9 protein-coding genes and 2 CRISPR repeat arrays are annotated in these 16,875 nt (G+C 66.0%); of the genes, 8 read left to right on the top strand and 1 reads right to left on the bottom strand.

Translation table 11 applies throughout. The features are described from left to right. Window positions 1–78: 78 nt before the first annotated feature. A CRISPR array of direct repeats spans window positions 79–658; the repeat unit is 30 nt; unit sequence GCGGACCACCCCCACGTGCGTGGGGAGAAC. A gap of 274 nt (window positions 659–932) precedes the next feature. From AB4Z47_RS02725 to cas2e, 8 genes are all read left to right on the top strand, one after another. Beyond that, window positions 933–3,647 (top strand): CRISPR-associated endonuclease Cas3'', encoded by a 2,715-nt coding sequence (locus tag AB4Z47_RS02725; protein WP_441947574.1) that lies wholly within the window; start codon window positions 933–935, stop codon window positions 3,645–3,647. Window positions 3,648–4,011: 364 nt separating this feature from the next. Next, window positions 4,012–5,541, top strand: coding sequence for a type I-E CRISPR-associated protein Cse1/CasA (gene casA / locus AB4Z47_RS02720; RefSeq protein WP_441947573.1), 1,530 nt, complete (start codon window positions 4,012–4,014; stop codon window positions 5,539–5,541). Between the two features lie 10 nt (window positions 5,542–5,551). Further along, window positions 5,552–6,220 (top strand): type I-E CRISPR-associated protein Cse2/CasB, encoded by a 669-nt coding sequence (locus tag AB4Z47_RS02715; protein WP_441947572.1) that lies wholly within the window; start codon window positions 5,552–5,554, stop codon window positions 6,218–6,220. Continuing rightward, window positions 6,217–7,350 carry a type I-E CRISPR-associated protein Cas7/Cse4/CasC gene (cas7e, locus tag AB4Z47_RS02710; protein ID WP_441947571.1) on the top strand — a complete coding sequence of 378 codons (1,134 nt, stop codon included), beginning with the start codon at window positions 6,217–6,219 and terminating at the stop codon, window positions 7,348–7,350. The genes AB4Z47_RS02715 and cas7e overlap by 4 nt, the downstream gene beginning before the upstream one ends. After that, the gene (gene cas5e, locus AB4Z47_RS02705) at window positions 7,347–8,081 is read left to right on the top strand and encodes a type I-E CRISPR-associated protein Cas5/CasD (protein ID WP_441947570.1); all 735 of its coding nucleotides are present in this window, start codon (window positions 7,347–7,349) and stop codon (window positions 8,079–8,081) included. Before cas7e ends, cas5e begins: the two co-directional genes overlap by 4 nt. Further along, the gene (gene cas6e, locus AB4Z47_RS02700) at window positions 8,078–8,719 is read left to right on the top strand and encodes a type I-E CRISPR-associated protein Cas6/Cse3/CasE (protein ID WP_441947569.1); all 642 of its coding nucleotides are present in this window, start codon (window positions 8,078–8,080) and stop codon (window positions 8,717–8,719) included. Before cas5e ends, cas6e begins: the two co-directional genes overlap by 4 nt. After that, a complete protein-coding gene (gene cas1e, locus AB4Z47_RS02695; RefSeq protein ID WP_441947568.1) occupies window positions 8,716–9,687 on the top strand; it encodes a type I-E CRISPR-associated endonuclease Cas1e in 972 nt (323 codons plus the stop codon). The genes cas6e and cas1e overlap by 4 nt, the downstream gene beginning before the upstream one ends. Further along, window positions 9,687–10,013 (top strand): type I-E CRISPR-associated endoribonuclease Cas2e, encoded by a 327-nt coding sequence (gene cas2e / locus AB4Z47_RS02690; protein WP_441947567.1) that lies wholly within the window; start codon window positions 9,687–9,689, stop codon window positions 10,011–10,013. Before cas1e ends, cas2e begins: the two co-directional genes overlap by 1 nt. Window positions 10,014–10,051: 38 nt before the next feature. After that, a CRISPR array of direct repeats spans window positions 10,052–10,506; the repeat unit is 28 nt; unit sequence GTCGTCCCCACGCACGTGGGGGTGCTCC. Between the two features lie 131 nt (window positions 10,507–10,637). On the opposite strand, the gene mobF is transcribed toward cas2e, so the two are convergent. Beyond that, window positions 10,638–16,649 (bottom strand): MobF family relaxase, encoded by a 6,012-nt coding sequence (gene mobF, locus AB4Z47_RS02685; protein WP_441947566.1) that lies wholly within the window; start codon window positions 16,647–16,649, stop codon window positions 10,638–10,640. Window positions 16,650–16,875 lie beyond the last annotated feature (226 nt).

Below are 16,875 nucleotides of genomic sequence, written 5' to 3'. Positions count from 1 at the left end.
CGCCCGGCTTGGCGGAACGTACGGACCCCCACGTGCGTGGGGAGAACCGCGGATGAGCCGACGGTCTGTCAGAGGGCGGCGGACCACCCCCACGTGCGTGGGGAGAACACGCGCGACTTGGTGACCACCTGCGCGACCTACGGACCACCCCCACGTGCGTGAGGAGAACACAACCGAGACCCGCGAACAGAAAATGATGTGCGGACCACCCCCACGTGCGTGGGGAGAACCGAATCGCTGCCAGGGATCAGTTGCACACCGGCGGACCACCCCCACGTGCGTGGGGAGAACAGATCGGGACGGCGCGACGCCGGTCCACCGCGCGGACCACCCCCACGTGCGTGGGGAGAACTTTATGCAGGTCGATCTGCAGGGTTTCCCCGGCGGACCACCCCCACGTGCGTGGGGAGAACATGGAAGGGCTGACACAGTTCGCCGCCGATTCCGGACCACCCCCACGTGAGTGGGGAGAACCTCGGGTTCCCCTACGGCAGTATCCCGCGGCTGAGGACCACCCCCACGTGCGTGGGGAGAACCGAGTTAGGTTTGGTTTGTCCGTCGGGGTCTCCGGACCACCCCCACGTGCGTGGGGAGAACCCAACCGCGCGCGACACATAGGGCGTGGCAGTCGGACCACCCCCACGTGCGTGGGGAGAACACTTCGTGACCTGCGTGTTGGTTAGCTCTGTGGTTGTTTCGGTGTGTGGATGGCATTTGGTGTCAGTGTGAGGGCTGTCGGGCGTCGGTGGCGGGTTTGTGAGTTGGTGAGCTTATCTGGTGCATGGTCTGTGTCGACGTGGCGACAAAAGGGGTGTCCGGCACCTCTGGTCGTCGGCGGGCGCGGGCGTTGGCTTGGCTGTTGGGTGTTGTTGTCGGTGGGACGGTTTATCGTTTGCGGCTGTCGCATTGGCTGTTTGAGGGGTTCGATTCCTGTGCAGGACTTGATCGATCTTCGTTTGTGGGGGAAGTCGCGCGGTTTGGACGTCCCGTATCCATTGGTGTGTCATCTGCTCGATGCGGGTGCGGGGGTGGGTGTGTTGTGGGATAGGTGTCTGTCTGCAGGTGTTCGTCGGTTCGTGGCGGCGGGGTTGGGTGTTGGTGAGTTGGAAGCTCGTGCGCTGCTGGTGTTCTGGGCTGGGCTGCACGATATCGGCAAGGTGATGGCTTGTTTCCAGGCTCAGGACGCCGGCGCTTTCGGAGCGGGTGGTGAGTATCCGGCGGCGGTGGGTGGCCGGAAGCGGCATGACTACGCGGCTCATGTTTGGTTGCGATCGGCGCTGGTGGAGTTGAAGTTCGGTGCGCGGGCCGCGGAGACGGTCGCGCAACTTCTTGGTGGGCATCACGGGTGTTTCTACGCCCTGGATACGCGGGCGGCGGCGGATCCGTTGGTGATGGTGCCGGAACTCGGTGTCGGGGAGTGGGAGCGGCAACGGCGGGCGTTGGTTGCTGTGGTGCATCAAGTGGCGGGGTCTCCGGAGCCGGTGCGTCGTGTCAGTCGCGCCGCTGCGGGGATCGTGTGCGGTGTGATCATGTTGGCGGACTGGCTGGTCAGCCAAACCGGGTTCCTGCGGGCACGCTCAGCGAGCGTTCCCGCGCGGGGAGATCTTCGGTCGCTGCGTGAGCACTTCGACGGGTCGATGCGGGAGGTTCCGGGTCTGCTGAGGCAGGCGGGGTTGGGTGAGTTGAGGTTGAGGCCGGGCAGTTTCGCCGACGAGCATGGTTTTGCCCCGAACGAGCTGCAACGTTCGGTGGAACAGATGTTGCCGTCGCTGGTGTCGCCCCGGGGTGGGCTGCTTCTGGTCACGGCTCCGATGGGGGTCGGGAAGACCGAAACCGCGCTGACCGGGGCACGGGTGTTGGGGGATGCGGCGGGCGCGCCCGGCAGTTTCTTCGGGTTGCCGACCATGGCGACGGCCGATCCGATGTATTCGCGGTTGTCGGAGTACGGGAATCGTCGCGCCGCGGGGTCGGCGCCGCTGGCATTGCTGCACAGCATGGCGTGGATGAACTCGGCTTATCAGCGCGGCGGGACCGGTGATGTCGTGACCGGTGAAGACCCGGACGACGCGGTGGGTGATGTGGCGGTGCTGATTTCGGAGTGGTTGCGCGGGCCCAAGCGTGGCCTGTTGGCACCGTGGGCGACGGGGACGGTCGATCAGGCGTTGCTCGCGAGCGTGCGCGGGCGGCACAACATGGTGCGGATGCTTGGTCTTGTCGGGAAGGTTCTGATCGTCGACGAGGTCCATGCCTACGACGCCTACATGCAGCAGCTGCTGCGCCGGTTGCTTGAATGGCTCGGCGCGGTGGGGGTTCCGGTGGTGTTGTTGTCGGCCACCGTTCCAGAGCAGGTTGCCCGCAGGTTGGTGCAGTCGTATCTGCATGGCGCTGGCCACGAGCTCGGCGGGGAGATGGAGTTCTGCTATCCGGGATGGTTGCACGCAGATGCCGGGTCGGGTGCTGTCCGGTCGTTCGCGGTGAGGTGTCCGCAGAGCACGCTGAGTGTCGGGTTGAGCCGGGTCGATGTCGACTCCGAGGGAGGGTGTGACCTTGGCCCCGCTGTGCGGAGGTTGCTTACGCCGCTCGTCGGGTCGGGTCGGGGGTGTGTGGGCATCATCTGCAACACCGTCGCCGAGGCGCAGCAGACCTACCGTGACCTGGGGGAGTGGTTCGGCGAGATCCGCGACGGTGGCGGCCCCGTGCCTGAGTTGACGTTGCTGCACTCACGGTTTCCTGTCGACCGGCGTGAGGAGATCACTACGAATATCGTTGCCGCGTATGGTAAGAACGGCAGCCGTCCGTGGGGCGTCGTGGTCGCGACCCAGGTGATCGAGCAGTCGATTGATCTTGATTTCGATCTGATCATCAGTGACCTGGCGCCCGTGGCGCTGCTGCTTCAGCGGGCGGGCCGCGGCTACCGCCACGCCGGGAACCCGCGGCCGGACTGGGCGGGTGGACCTCGATTGGAGGTGCTGGTTCCCACCAGCAGTGGTGGTGTCTTGACGCTGCCGCGGTCGTGGCCGTACGTGTATCCGAAAGCGTTGCTGCGCAGGACCTTCGAGCTACTCGTCGACCGTGATCGAGAGGGAACGCCGATCCGGATCCCGCAAGATGTGCAGGCTGTGATGGAAGTGGTGTACGACCAGTCCTTCGCCGACGGGACCATGGCCGCCGACGACATCGAGAACCTCGCTGACGAGCAGGTCAAGGCGGCGTTGGCCGACATGGTGGTGATCCCGGGACCTGGTCAGATCGCCGACTTGTACGCTCTCACCGACCGGGAACTCGACGACGCACTGTTCACCACCCGGCTCGGCGCCGATTCCGGGCGGGTCGTGTGCTGCTTCGTGGACGCCGAGGGCCGCCGATGGCTCGGCGCCGACCATACCGTGGCGTTCCCGGAACGCGGGCTGGGTCCGCATGGTCGTTTGACCGACGAACAGGTGAAAGCTGTTCTCGCGAAGTCTATCCCGGTGCCGGGCACCTGGATGAGGGGGCCGATGCCGGAAAACCTACCCCCCGCCGCGTGGGACAAGAACCCCTACCTGCGAAAGCTGCTTGTGCTCATGGCCTATGAAGGCGCAGGCGGTGCAATGCGGCTGGGCAGCCGCACCTGCGAGCTGAGCAACGAACTCGGACTATCGAGTTGAAAATTATATGGGGACCGACCTACTTCAGATATCGTGGCGTTCACTGGATTCGGTGCTCGATCCAAGCGGCAAGCGCATCGTGCATGCGTGAATCAGGGGGCTTCTCATGGGGGTCGGTGACATCGTGTCGACCATCCGCTTTCTTGTGCCGGCGTGCTGCTTCTGTGGAGCACAGGGACGGGCGCTTGCGCGCTGCGTTTGATGGATTTTCGGCGAACCCGCACGGGCGTGGGGAAGCAGAGTTGAGTGAGTGTCCGGATGTGGACCTGCCTATCGTGCATCCCCACGGTGGTGAGGACAGGTGAGGTGAATTGTGTCGGATGGTAATGGTTTCAACGAAACGACGCCCACCACTATGACTGCGATGGACCTTCGGTCCGAGCAGTGGATTTCGGTTCACACCAGCGAAGGACCTGCCACAGTCGGGTTTCGGGACCTGTTCGTCAACGCACACGACATCGTCGGCCTCGATGTCGGTCTTGCACCGGCGGCGGCGGGGCTGTTGCGTGTGTTGACCGTGATCGCTGCGCGTGTGTCTGGTCTTGATGACCCGGGCGCCGATGTCGATGACTGGCTCGAACGCCGTGACGAGGTACTCGAGTCGGCCCGTTTCGATCCAGATGCCGTCGACGGCTACTTCTTCGATGACTATCGCGACCGGTTCCACCTTTTTCATCCCGAACGCCCATGGCTGCAGGACCCGCGGTTGGCGCAGCAATGTTCGGCCGGCAGCGGTCTGAACAAGCTGATCCTTGGCCGCCCGGCCGGGAACAATCAGCCGTGGGTATCGCACCACCACGATCGGCTGGCTGCCCCGGTCGCCTCGGGTGAAGCGGTGCTGCACCTGATCGCCTCGTTGTATTACGGGGCGCCGGGACGCTGCACCAGCCGCACGGTCGACGGGCGCTCCGAAGCGAACTCGACCGCAGGGCCGCTTCGAGGCTTGATGTCTTATCACCCCCTGGGTAAGAACATGTTCGAATCCTTGGTTGCGGCGATACCGTATGTCCCGAGGCGGGATCCGAGCGGGGACCGCGCGGCGTGGGAACGCGATGAACTGCCGAACCCTGTGTCCATCCCGCCGGAATCCAACGGCGTCGGTGCCGGGTTGGCCGACCGATTCCGGCACGCGGCCTTGTTGACACCGTCGGCGGATGCGCGCACCGTCACAGATGCCTATTTGACCTGGGCGTGGCGGCAACCGCATCCACCGGTGAAGGATCCGTTCAACATCCATCAGATCAGCAAGGCAGGGGAGATCTACGCGCGACCAGCGAACGCCGATCGTTCCCTGTGGCGGGACTTGGATGCCTTGTTGTTGCATGATGTCGGGATCGAACACCGGCGGCGCCCGGAGGTGTTGGACCTGGCCGAGCGGCTGCCACCGGAACTGTTGACCCGGTTGCGGATCGAGGCGTTCGGGTTCGATCAAGACCGCACCCAGGTCAATGACCGGCAGTGGTTCGCCGCGGCGACGCCTCCGATGGAGGACCTGCTGGTCGACCACGCCGCCGCCATGGCGGTGAGCAGGGCTCGGGAAGCGGCGGAAAGAACGCACCGTCACCTCGACCGGGCGCTGCGCAACGCGTGGATCGCGATCAACGACCCCTCCAACGGCAACGGCCGCCCGACTCGCAAAGAGAGCGACATCGGCGCTGGCCCATGGATTGCACACGCGGCGAGTCGGTACTGGCCTGCTGCGGAAGGCGAATTCTGGCGGCAGGTTTCGTGCCGGGACTTCGATGATTCGGCCCGTCGGTTCATCAGCCTTGCCTTGGCCGCCTACGACCGCGTGACCGATCAGGCAGGTCGTCGGCCACGCACTCGCCGCGCGATCGAACGCGCCCGCGGCTACATCTATCGCGCCGCCGATGCGCCACCGACCAACTCCTAGGAGGACCCAGGTGAACAGACCAAACTCGCCGGAGTTGACCCGACGTGCCGAGGACATGGTCAAGACCGTCACCAGACTTGTCGTGTCCCGCCCCGGCGACCGGTCTGCACTCCGGCGCGCACTGCGCCGCACCCCGGACAACATTCAAACGCAGCGTGTGCACCGCATTCTGGCCCGCTACGTCCGCGTCGACGCCGACCCCGCGACCGAACGAGCGTTCTACGCCGTGGCATCCATGATCGCGGCCCAACCACGCGCCGCACGCGACGAAACCGGTCGTGACACCGACATCGAGCAGATGCCAACCGACCCCCGCCTGCCCGAGGACGAGGCTCCCACTGTCGGTGAGTACACCGCCGCCGAGTCGCTTGGGGCGACACTCGGGCGTGCCGTGGCGACCGGCGTGCTCAACGGCGACACCGTCGAGGCGCGTCTGCATCTGCTGTGCCGCCAGCAACTCAATGGCATCCACCGCCACCTTCCGTCGGTCATCGTGCGGCTGCATGCAGAACGCGTCTCGGTCGGGTGGTCGCGGCTGGTCGCCGACCTGGCCGGGTGGGAGTCGAGACGTGATCAGATCACCAAGCAATGGCTGCAGGACTACTACCGCACCCTGCACGCGATCCAAGCCGCCAAGGCCAAGGCTTCCGACACCGAATCCGAAAGCGAGAACTCGTGACCCGCGCCGCTCATTTCATCGACATCCACATCGTGCAGACCCTGCCCTACAGCAACATCAACCGAGATGACCTCGGCTCACCGAAACAACTGATCTACGGCGGTGTCGACCGCACCCGGGTGTCGAGCCAGTCCTGGAAGCGGGTCACGCGCCTAGCGGTCGAGGAGAGGGTCGGCCAGCAGACGAAACGAACTCGCCTCGTGCCGCAGGCTGTGGCCCAGCGTCTTCAGGCCCGCGGCTGGTCCACCGAACTCGCCGCGGCCGCCGGAGCACAGGTTCTGCTGTCTGCGGTCGCGAAGAAGGGCGGCCTGAAGAGCGAAGACACCGGCGCCAGCTCGGTGCTGCTGTACCTTCCGGTCACGGCGCTGGATGCACTGGCCGACCTGGCCGAACAACACCGCGAGGAGATCGAGAAACAGTCCGCCGCCAAGGAACCCAAGGCGGCGTTGCCGACGAGCGCGGTCGCTGACATCCTCAAGACACGCAACGGGACGATCCACCTGTTCGGGCGCATGCTCGCCGAGTTGCCCGGGGGTGACGTCTACGGAGCAGTCCAACTTGCTCACGCCTTTACCACCCACGGCACCGAACCCGAGATCGACTTCTTCACCGCTGTCGATGATCTCAACCCACCCGACGCCAAAGGCAGCGGCCACATGAACAGTGCCGAGTTCTCCGCCGGAGTGTTCTACCGGTACGCCAACATCGACGTCGCCGGGCTCCGAAACAACCTGGGCGCGGCCGAGCTCGAAATGGCGCAGGAACTGACGAAGGAATTCCTAACCGCGTTCGCGAGCACAATCCCTACGGGAAAACAGCACTCCACCGCCGCGCAGACGGTGCCGGACCTGATCCACATCGCTGTCCGGTCCGATCGACCGGTGTCGATGGCGGCAGCCTTCGAAGCACCGGTCCGCGCCACGGGCGACGGGTGGGGTGCACCCTCGCGGCGCGCATTGGACTACTACGCCTCGCGGCTGCGGCGAATGTGGGACACCGACGGCATCGTGTGGGACGGATACACCTGCATCGACGACACACCGAAATCCGGCCTCGGCCACCGCGTCGATTCGGTCCCCGAACTCATCCGGAACGCACTGCATGCCGCCTACTCTCAGAACCGCCCATGACGGGAATGATCCTGCGCCTGTCCGGGCCCTTGCAGAGCTGGGGCGAGCACAGCGCCTTCACCACCCGCGACACCCAACGCTTTCCCACCCGATCCGGGATGATCGGCATATTCGCCACCGCACGCGGATTCCGCCGTCACACCCCGCTCACCGAGTTCGATTCGCTGCGGCTGACCGTCCGCGTCGACCGGCCCGGCGTTGTGATCACCGACTTCCACACCATCGGGGGCGGCAACGAGCCCTCCCGAACCCCGCTGACCGCCGAAGGAAAACGCCGCGCCGCGGGCAAAGGCACCATCGTCACCCGGCGCCAATACCTGTCCGACGCCGCGTTCACCGTCGCGGTTGAAGGACCCGACGACACCCTGGCCCGACTCGCCGCCGCGCTGGCCGCGCCGCAGTGGCAACTGTATCTCGGGCGCCGCTCGTGCCCACCGGATCAACCACTCCTGCTACGCACAGGCGTGCAGGACCCCGTCTTCGACCTCACACACCGGGTCCCCATACACAGCAGGCAACGCGCCAGCGTCGACCTCGTCGAAGAGACCGCCTCCGACACCGGGCACACCACCGAATTGGCCGACGTGCCCGAAAGCTTCGCCCCTTTGGACCGTCGCTACCGGCGCCGACCCGTCACTATCACCCCGATCAGCGAAATCCCCCCTGACCTGTGGCAGCGGAACCCCCACGACTACCACCGCGCCCTGTTCGACTACATGGGAGCGTCATGACACTGTGGCTCACCCGGATCCACCTCAATACCCGTGACCGCGTCGTCGCCCGCGACCTCTCCGACTCCGTCAGGCTGCACCAACGCCTGATGAAGCTGATGCCTGACGGTCTCGGCGACCAGCCGCGGCTGCAGACCGGTATGCTCTACCGCCTCGACCAAACCCGCACCGGCATCCAGCTACTCGTCCAGAGCAACCATCACCCCGAAATCGCCGACCTACCAACCGGATACGGCGACACCGCCACCCGCGACCTCGAACCAATGCTCGCCACCCTCGATACCGGCAACACCGTCCACTACCGACTCACCGGCAACACCTGCAAACGACTCGGCCGCACCGCCGATCGCCCCGGAAAACTAGTCGCACTACACGGCGAGAAAGCCCAGGACTGGTGGCTGTCGAAAGCTCGTAGCGCCGGACTGACACTCACCACGGTCACCACCACCCCCATGCGCACACTGACCGGCAGACGGCCAGAGGCCAACCCTCGCGACCGGATCCAGCACGCCGTAGCCCGCTTCGATGGCGTCGCTACCGTCACCGACCCGGACCTGCTCCGCCAAGCGATACGCGACGGCATCGGCCGCGGCAAAGCCCACGGATGCGGTCTGCTCAGCCTGGCAGTAGCCAGATGAGCATCCCGTCACCGGCCCGCCGCAAACTCGGAACACCAACCTTGGCGATGCTTCCACGCATCGCCGACTCACTGTCGTTCCTCTACCTGGAATCGGTGCGCATCGTCCAAGACGACACCGGCGTCTGCGCCCGCATCGAGACCCCACGCGGAACCGAACGCATCTACCTTCCCACCGCTGCCCTGGCCTGCGTACTACTCGGACCCGGAACCTCCATCACCCAACCCGCGCTGGCCACCTTCGCCCGCCACGGCACCAGCCTGGTCTGCGTCGGCGCGGGCGGCGTCCGCAGCTACGCCGGCATCATGCCCGCCTCCCTCACAACCACCTGGCTCGAACGACAAGCCCGCGCCTGGGCCGACACCACATTGCGCACCCAAGTCGCCACCCGCATGTACAACCACCGATTCGGAGAAACCCCGACCGGCGCATCCATCGCCCAACTACGCGGACTGGAAGGCCAACGAGTCAAGACCCTGTATCGGATCCTCGCCCAGAAACACGGGATCAAACGCTTCCGCCGCAACTACGACCCCACCGCATGGGACACCCAGGACCCAGTCAACCGCGCACTCTCAGCCGCCAACTCATGCATATACGGCGTCGTCCACGCCGCCGTACTCGCCCTCGGCTGCTCACCTGCCCTCGGCTTCATCCACAACGGCACCCAGCTCGCCTTCGTCTACGACATCGCCGATCTATTCAAAATGCGCGTCACCGTGCCTCTCGCCTTCTCACTCCATGCCTCCGACGACCCCGAACGCGACGCCCGACGCAAACTCCGCGACGAGTTCCGGCTACTCAAACTCATGCCCGAGATCATCACCTCGATCCAACAGGTGATCGATCCCGAAACCGCAGGAAAGCTACCCGACCGCGTCGATGACATCACCCACCTGTGGGACCCGACCCTCGGCGCGTTGCCCGCCGGAACGAACTACGGCGACATACCAGATCCGGAATTCTGATGGCTGCACTCGTCATCATCTCCACCACCGCCGTCCCCAACCACGTCCGCGGCGCACTCTCCCGCTGGCTGACCGAACCAACAGCAGGACTCTACGTCGGCACAGTCTCAGCACGCGTCCGCGACGAACTATGGTCTGCCGTCGCCGACTCCGTCGATGACGGCGAAGCCATCTGCGTCCACCCGGCCCCCAACGAACAAGGTTTCCTCATCAAGACCGCCGGACACCGCCGACGCACAGTCACCGACTTCGACGGCCTACAACTCATCCGCTTCCTACCCCCACCCCAAGAACACGACAGCGACACCACCGAATGCGACTTCTAAAACGCACAAACCCGCCCTGATTCCGCAGGTCAGGAAGTGTCGTCCCCACGCACGTGGGGGTGCTCCGCCCGACTGCGTGCGTCGATGGAGCATGGTCACGTCGTCCCCACGCACGTGGGGGTGCTCCGCCCACCGCCATCTGCTCGAATCCAACGGCCAAGTCGTCCCCACGCACGTGGGGGTGCTCCAGATTGGTGTTCCTTTCGGATCCGGCCGATCAGGTCGTCCCCACGCACGTGGGGGTGCTCCGCAGACGGCGGCATGGTGTGGGCGCTCGCCTCCGTCGTCCCCACGCACGTGGGGGTGCTCCGCCCAGATCACCGCACAGAAAGGCACTGACCAGGTCGTCCCCACGCACGTGGGGGTGCTCCGATCGAGCGGCGCACCGGCCGGGATCTGTGGCGGTCGTCCCCACGAACGTGGGGGTGCTCCGGTTGAGGGCGGATGCGTCCGGCTGACCCAAGCGTCGTCCCCACGCGCGTGGGGGTGCTCCGTACTGCGGCCAAGAGGGGCAGGCCCATTGGCAGTTGTCCCCAGGCACGCGGGCACCCAGTTGTGAAGGTGTCAAGGTCGCGGCACTGGGCCCGACCGTCTTCAGGCTTGGCGCGTTCGCAGGGGCCGGGCTCACGGTCCAAGAGCATCATCCGGCGAGCGATCGTAGGGCTCGGCGTGCTGGTCGTTGATCCCGTTGGTGATATCGCCAACGGGATCGGCGTGCTGACGGCGTTGTTGTTCGTTCGTGATTTGTGCCGGTCCGAGGGTACGGCGTCGATATTGTTCGGCGTGGTACTGCTCGAGCTCGTAGTTGATGTCGGCGATCCGTGTCTGTGCTTCCTCGTCTGCTTTGGCCCGCGCGTGGGTGCCGCGTCTATGCGCGCTGGGCGTGTATTCGGGGTCGGTGTCCACCAGTTGGTCCCAGCCGTCGCTTGTTCCGGCGAGCAGGATGGCGTCGCGGTTGGCTTTGCGGGCGGTGGCTCGTGCGGTGCTGTGATCCCGGCTGCGGTTGGTTTGTTCGGCGATGAGGGTGTCGATGCGGGTTTGGAGTTGGCGGCGTTGGCCACGGCGGTAGCCGGGTGTGGCATCGAGGGCGGCGCGGGCATCGACGAGTTCGGTCGTGACTGCGTGGACGGCTTTTGCGGCGGCGTGGAGTTGTTGGTCGGCGGTGCGGGCGTCGCGGATCGCCTGTTGCGCGGCTTTGTGGTGGCGGATGAGATCGTCGGTGTCTGGTTCGCTGTCTGGGGTGTGTTGGGGTGGGTTGAACAGGAAGGTGTCGGTGTCGGCGAGTGCGAGGCGCTGGTGAAGCTCATTGATGTGCTCGTCGAGTTGGGTGTCGGTGAGCACGAACAGTGGATTGTCCACTGCTGGATCGGCGACGGTCGAGTCGTGGGAGCGTGATTCCTGCGCGGTGTCGGGCAGCGGGTGGTCGCGGATCCAGGCTTCGATCGCGGCCCGGTGGGCCGGGTTGTGGGTGGAGCGCCAGTCGCGGCGGAGTATGGCGCGTGTGGCGGCGGGGAGGTTTATTGCGGTGATGTGCTTGCAGCGGGCGGTGATGTGGTCGGCGGGATCGTGGTCGGGAATGCCGGGTTGGTGGTTGTCGCGGCATTCGTCGCATAGTCCGTCGTCGGCGCGGCGCGGTGGCATGGGGGTGGTGTCGGTGCGGGGGCGTTCGAGGCCGCAGGCCACGCAGCCGAGTCCACGGGTGTCGGGGAGGGCTGCGCGGTCGTAGTCGAGGGGGTGGTAGGCCGGGCGGGCGTCGGGCAGCACCAGGCGGTAGTAGTGATGCACGACCCCGTCGGGAATCACGTCCTCGTAGGGCTGGTCGTCGACGTCGGCGCGGGTGTCGTGGTAGCCCTGCTCGGCTCGGCGGGCCTGGATCTGCACGTCGGTAAGAGCATCGCGACGTGCGGCCGGGTCGGTGTGGTCCTGGTGATCGCGGGCGGCTTCGTGGCGCCGGTCGCGCCGATAGACCGGTTCGGCGCGAGTGGTGTCGGGTTGGTAGACGTGCGGGTCGACGGTCGGGGTACACGCCTCGATGAGTGCTCGGTGCTGCGGAAAGCGTTCACCGGCCCACCGCAAGCGTGCGCGAGCGACAGGGAAGCTGTAGCGGTAGAGCGTTGCCGCGATATCGGCGAGGATCGTGCGCTGGTCGTCTGTGGCGATGTCGGTAAGGTCGCCGAACGCGGCGACCGCAGCGGTGATCTGGCCGGTGTGGAACAGCTCCGCCACCTCACCGATACCTTCAGGGAGGTCGTCGGCAAGTTCGTCGGTGCGGGCGTGTTCACGCTCGAATTCCGGGGCCTCTGCCGGTTCAGGCTTGACGTGTGGGCTGTGTTCGGGTCCGGGTTCCGGTGTCGGGACGGGCGTGGTGGGTTCCGGCGGTGTAGGGGAGTGTGGTTCGGTGCCGCTGCGGCCGTCGTGGCGCGGGGTGGGGTGCAGAAGGGCGTCGATGCGCCAGGCCAGGGCGCTGGCAAGTTGGTCGGGGCGCAGGGTGGTTGCTCCGTCGGGTTGGGCGCCGGCCAGGAGTTCGTGGGCGGTGGTCAGCAGTTGTTGCGGTGTCCAGTCGGTGCCGGTGGCGCGGTCGATCGCGGCGACAACGCGTGGCCAGGCCGGGTCGGCGGTGACGCGGTCGGCGGCGACATCGCCCAGCACGGCGCGCAGGTCGGTGATCCAGTCCGGGCGCAGGTTTCGGTGGCCGAGGCCGGTGTCGAGGGCAGACGGTTCCAGTTCCAGGCGCGACCACAGCGCGGCGGCAGGCATCTCATCAGGCAGCGGCTGTTGTGCGGCGGCGGTGAGGAGGGTTTCGATGTCGATTCCGGCGCTGGAGGCGACCTCGATCTTGTCGGCGACGACGGGCCAATACGGGTCGGTCACGACTCGGGCGTCCAGGCGGGCGAGAGTGTCGGCCCATTTGTTGACCGGCAGACGGGTATCGCCGAGCGCGTCGGTGACCCGCGCGTCGAGCAGCTGCTGGTGGTCACGTTCGAGTGCGCTGTAGCGGGGCGGACCGGTGGGCCGCATATCGCGGTCGTCGACGTGCAGCGCGGCGCGCCAGACCGCGAGTTCGCCGAGCAGCCCAGGATCGGAACCGACCAGAGGGCGGGCCCAGTGCGGCGCCGTCACCGGAGTCCACCACTGAACGTCGCGGCGAATCTGGGACCCGAGGTCGCCGACGATGCGAGCGCGCGCGGCAAGTTGGGTGGAATCGAGGTCCTTGCGCAGCCCGCGCGGGATGCCGGGCGCCCACGGCAGCGGTCCGATGCCGGAGGAGTGGGCACCAGAAGGGTCTAAACGCCAATCCAATACCGCGGCAACGTCATCGGCGGTGTCGAGTTCCCGCGCGCCCGCGGCGGCGTGCAGGGCGGCGATCGGATCGCGCCCGGACAGCGCGATGGTCGCCAAATGCTGACGCAGCACCGGGTAGGCGGGGCTGTCGGTGAGGTTCGGGCGCAACGCGTCCGCGGCGGCGTCGAGGCGATCCACGCCGTCGGGGCCGAGCGCTGCTTCGGCGGCGATACCGATCGCGTCGAGGTAGATATCGAGCGCGCGACCGATGCGAGTGCGCGGGTCGAGGGCGTCGCGCAGTTGCGTGTGCGCTGACTTTTGTGCGCCGTCGCGGCCGAGGATGCGCACCAGCACCTCGACCGCAGTGCGAGGAAAAATCGCTGGCTCGGTCCAAAACGATCCTTCATCCCCGTCCAATGCGGTGGGGATGTAGACGTGGTTGGCGTGCACGCCGCGGGTCATCGCGACGTACAGCTGTTGGCGCGACTCGGTTCCGGTGAGTGCGACATGACACGAATCGGCGGTGATTCCCTGCGCGGAATCGATCGTCGCGGCATAACCCAGACGCACATGCGCAGCGACATAGTCCGCGGGTAGTCGCACACTGCCGCTGTGTTTTCCGCCGGAACGCAGGTGTGTGGCGGTGAGACTGCCGTCGTCGTGGACGGCGGTGATGGTCCAGGCGTAGCCGTTGCGCACCCAATCGTGTGCACCCAATCGCAATCGCGGGTTGTTGTGTCGGGTGCGGATCGTGTCACCGACCGACGCCGAGAGGCGGTCGGCGAGCATGACTTCGGCGCTGACGACACCGCCGTCGCGTGCTATCCGATCGGTGCGGGCCCGCTCGTTCAACGCAGTCACAACCTTGTGTGTCGCGGCGAGCATGATGGTGTCGCGGCCAGCGAGATGATCGCCAGCCCAGGCGGTGTAGGCGTCGTCCTGGGTCGCGCCGAGGTGGCCTGCGTGCACGCGAGCGTTGTCCATATACCAGCCCAACGCGGCAGGATCACCCTCGCGCAGCTGCAAACTGGCGGTCGCCTCCGCGGTGGAGGCGAAGCGGACGACGTGGGTGAGGGTCAGGGTGTGCTCGGGTGCGGCGGCGTTCATGTCGGCGTCGGCGCCGCCGGCTTCGATCGCGGGCAGCTGGTGATCGTCGCCGATGCAGCGGATTGTCGCCCCCCGATCGGTCAGAAACTGCAGCAGGCGAAGGCGTTTGAGGTTGCCCAACTTCGCATGCTCGTCGACGATCACTAACGTGCCGAAGCCGATTTGCAGCACCCACTCCGGCAGCGACGGCGGCATATCCCGATCGAGAGCAGAGTTGTCCGGGCGCGGGGTATGGCGGGTGAGGACGTCGAGAACCTTATCGACGGTCTCCACCCGGGCACCGATCGACTCGCCCAGCACCGCCGCTGCTGACGCGGTAGGTGCCAGGCCGAGGACCTGTCCGCCGCTGGAGTACCAGGCGTCGGTGAGCACGGCCATCGCGGTGGTCTTGCCCGAACCGGCGGGGGCGTTGGCCGTGTGCACCCGCAACCCCGAAGTCGCGAAACCTTCGACGACACCGACCTGCCCGGCATTCAACGGCCTCTCCGGATTGCGAGTGTTGTAGTGACGTACCGCAGCTGACACCAGGTCGGGTGAGAGTTGACGGGCGCCGGACTGTACCGACAGCTCGATCAGCGCCGCTTCCACCGACAACGTGCGCGCCGAGGTGTACAGCTGCGAGGCCGCGGCGGTGAACACGCTGGCGCCGTCGCGGCGGCGCAAAAGCTGCGGGATCGTGCCCAATTCCGGTTCGTCGGCGATATCGGGGTCACCGCGTGGGATCGACCTCCCGGGGGCAAGCGCTTCGGTGAGCACGGCGTCGGTGGCCTGTTCCCAATCCTGTGCCCGGATGCGGCCACGGACCTGCCGCTCGACTTCGGCGCGCACATTGGTGGCCCGCCACGTCGCGCGGTGCTCGGCCACCACCTCCAACACCTGTTCGGCCGTGCGCGCAATCCACTGCGCGGACACCGCGATACGCGGCGCGCGCACCGGATTCAAGACCGCGACAATCATCCGCGACAGTGCGTCGCGCCCGCCGAGCAACGCCACCGCCTGGGCCCGCCATGTGCGGCGTTGCTCGGCCAGGGACCGCAGCGCGTGTTTGGCGGGGCGGGTTTCCAGTGTGGCGCGCTGCGCCAACTCATACATCTCCGCGGCGATCGGTTCGCGCCCGAAGCGGTGTTGGAAGTCCGCAGCGAGCTCGCCCACGCGCGCCTTTATCGCCGTTTCGCGCCGCGACCACGCCTCGATCAACCGCGCTGGGACGCCGACGATTTCCCGGATCGGACGCTTGGCCGGATCTGTTGTGGGGCGTTCGGCGAACTCCACGCCCACGAGGTGTTCCAGGTGGTGCTCGAGACGGGTGTTGTAGATTTCCGACACCGTGACCAGGGCCTGGTAGATCGCGGTGCCGTCCAAGGTGCGCCACTTGCCGTCGGGCGTGCGCACACGGTTGGCGATCAGCACGTGCGTGTGCAGGTCCGGGTCCCCGGCACGGGAGTCGCGGTGGGTGAACGACGCGGCGACGATGCCTTCGACGTCGACCTGGCGCACACCGTTGCGACCCAGCCGTGTGAAGATTCCGTTCTGTTCGAGCCACCCCAATGCGTCGTGGACGGCGCGTTGGTGGGCGAGCTCGATCTTGTCCGCGACCGCCCGCGGCGCCAATGCCCAGAGTGCCGAAACCGATTTGACGGGGGAGAAAGTGATGTCGAAACCCGCGACCGCGGTGGTGTTCAGGCGCGAGTTCTTGGCCACCCACCCCGACAATTCCCGCGCATCAAAGGGCGCGCGTTCGTAGGTTTCGGTGAACATTTCGAACGCGACATGGGTGCGAATCCGCGCTCGTTCCGCATCGGGAATGGCATCGTGCGAGTCCGCTCCGTGCGCAATATTGTGTCGCTCGAACGCTTCCGCACACCGTTTCCGGAACTCGGAAACCTCCGCATAAATGCGAAACGGGTTGCCTAAACGCGACGCTTGATCGACCGCTCGTACCGCATCTTTATGCTTGGCGCCGAGGTGGATCTGCTCGTCGTAGACCTCAGCTTCGATGAGTTCAGCGTTGGGATGGCGACCCAGACCGAACAGGGATTTCATCTGTTCTTCGGTCACTTCATCACCTGCGGCGATGCCGAGTGCGGTCAAGCCGGTGCCGTGCCAACACCCGGGTGCTTCGCCATGGGCGGAGTAGTAATCGGCCAGACTGTCGCGGCCTCGCGCGCTGGCGTCGTGCGCGGCGACATTTCGCAGGTAATACTGGTAGCCATTGCCTGCCACGACTTTATGAATTGTCGCGGTCATCTATACATCAAGCGCCCGCGACACAAATATCGCCAGGGGGTGCGTTTTACTATTTTTAGTCAAATCAAGCATACCCCCTGGTAGTTACCAAATCGTTATCCTCGATGCAAGAGGTGTGCTGGAGGAAGAGCAAGAAAATGAGGGAGCGGGAGAGAAGGATATGAGAGTGATAGAGGTGGGAATGAGGGTGTGGGGGCGTGAGGTGGGGCAGTGAGGGCGATGTGTG

Source organism: Nocardia sp. 2TAF39 (assembly GCF_052114905.1).
Lineage (GTDB): Bacteria > Actinomycetota > Actinomycetes > Mycobacteriales > Mycobacteriaceae > Nocardia.
This window is presented reverse-complemented; position numbering and strand designations above follow the sequence as displayed.

Coding starts and splice junctions, on each gene's coding strand:
- cas5e (WP_441947570.1), top strand. CDS start 7,347: ATGACGGGAATGATCCTGCGCCTGTCCGGGCCCTTGCAGAGCTGGGGC.
- cas2e (WP_441947567.1), top strand. CDS start 9,687: ATGGCTGCACTCGTCATCATCTCCACCACCGCCGTCCCCAACCACGTC.
- mobF (WP_441947566.1), bottom strand. CDS start 16,649: ATGACCGCGACAATTCATAAAGTCGTGGCAGGCAATGGCTACCAGTAT.
- cas1e (WP_441947568.1), top strand. CDS start 8,716: ATGAGCATCCCGTCACCGGCCCGCCGCAAACTCGGAACACCAACCTTG.
- casA (WP_441947573.1), top strand. CDS start 4,012: ATGGACCTTCGGTCCGAGCAGTGGATTTCGGTTCACACCAGCGAAGGA.
- cas6e (WP_441947569.1), top strand. CDS start 8,078: ATGACACTGTGGCTCACCCGGATCCACCTCAATACCCGTGACCGCGTC.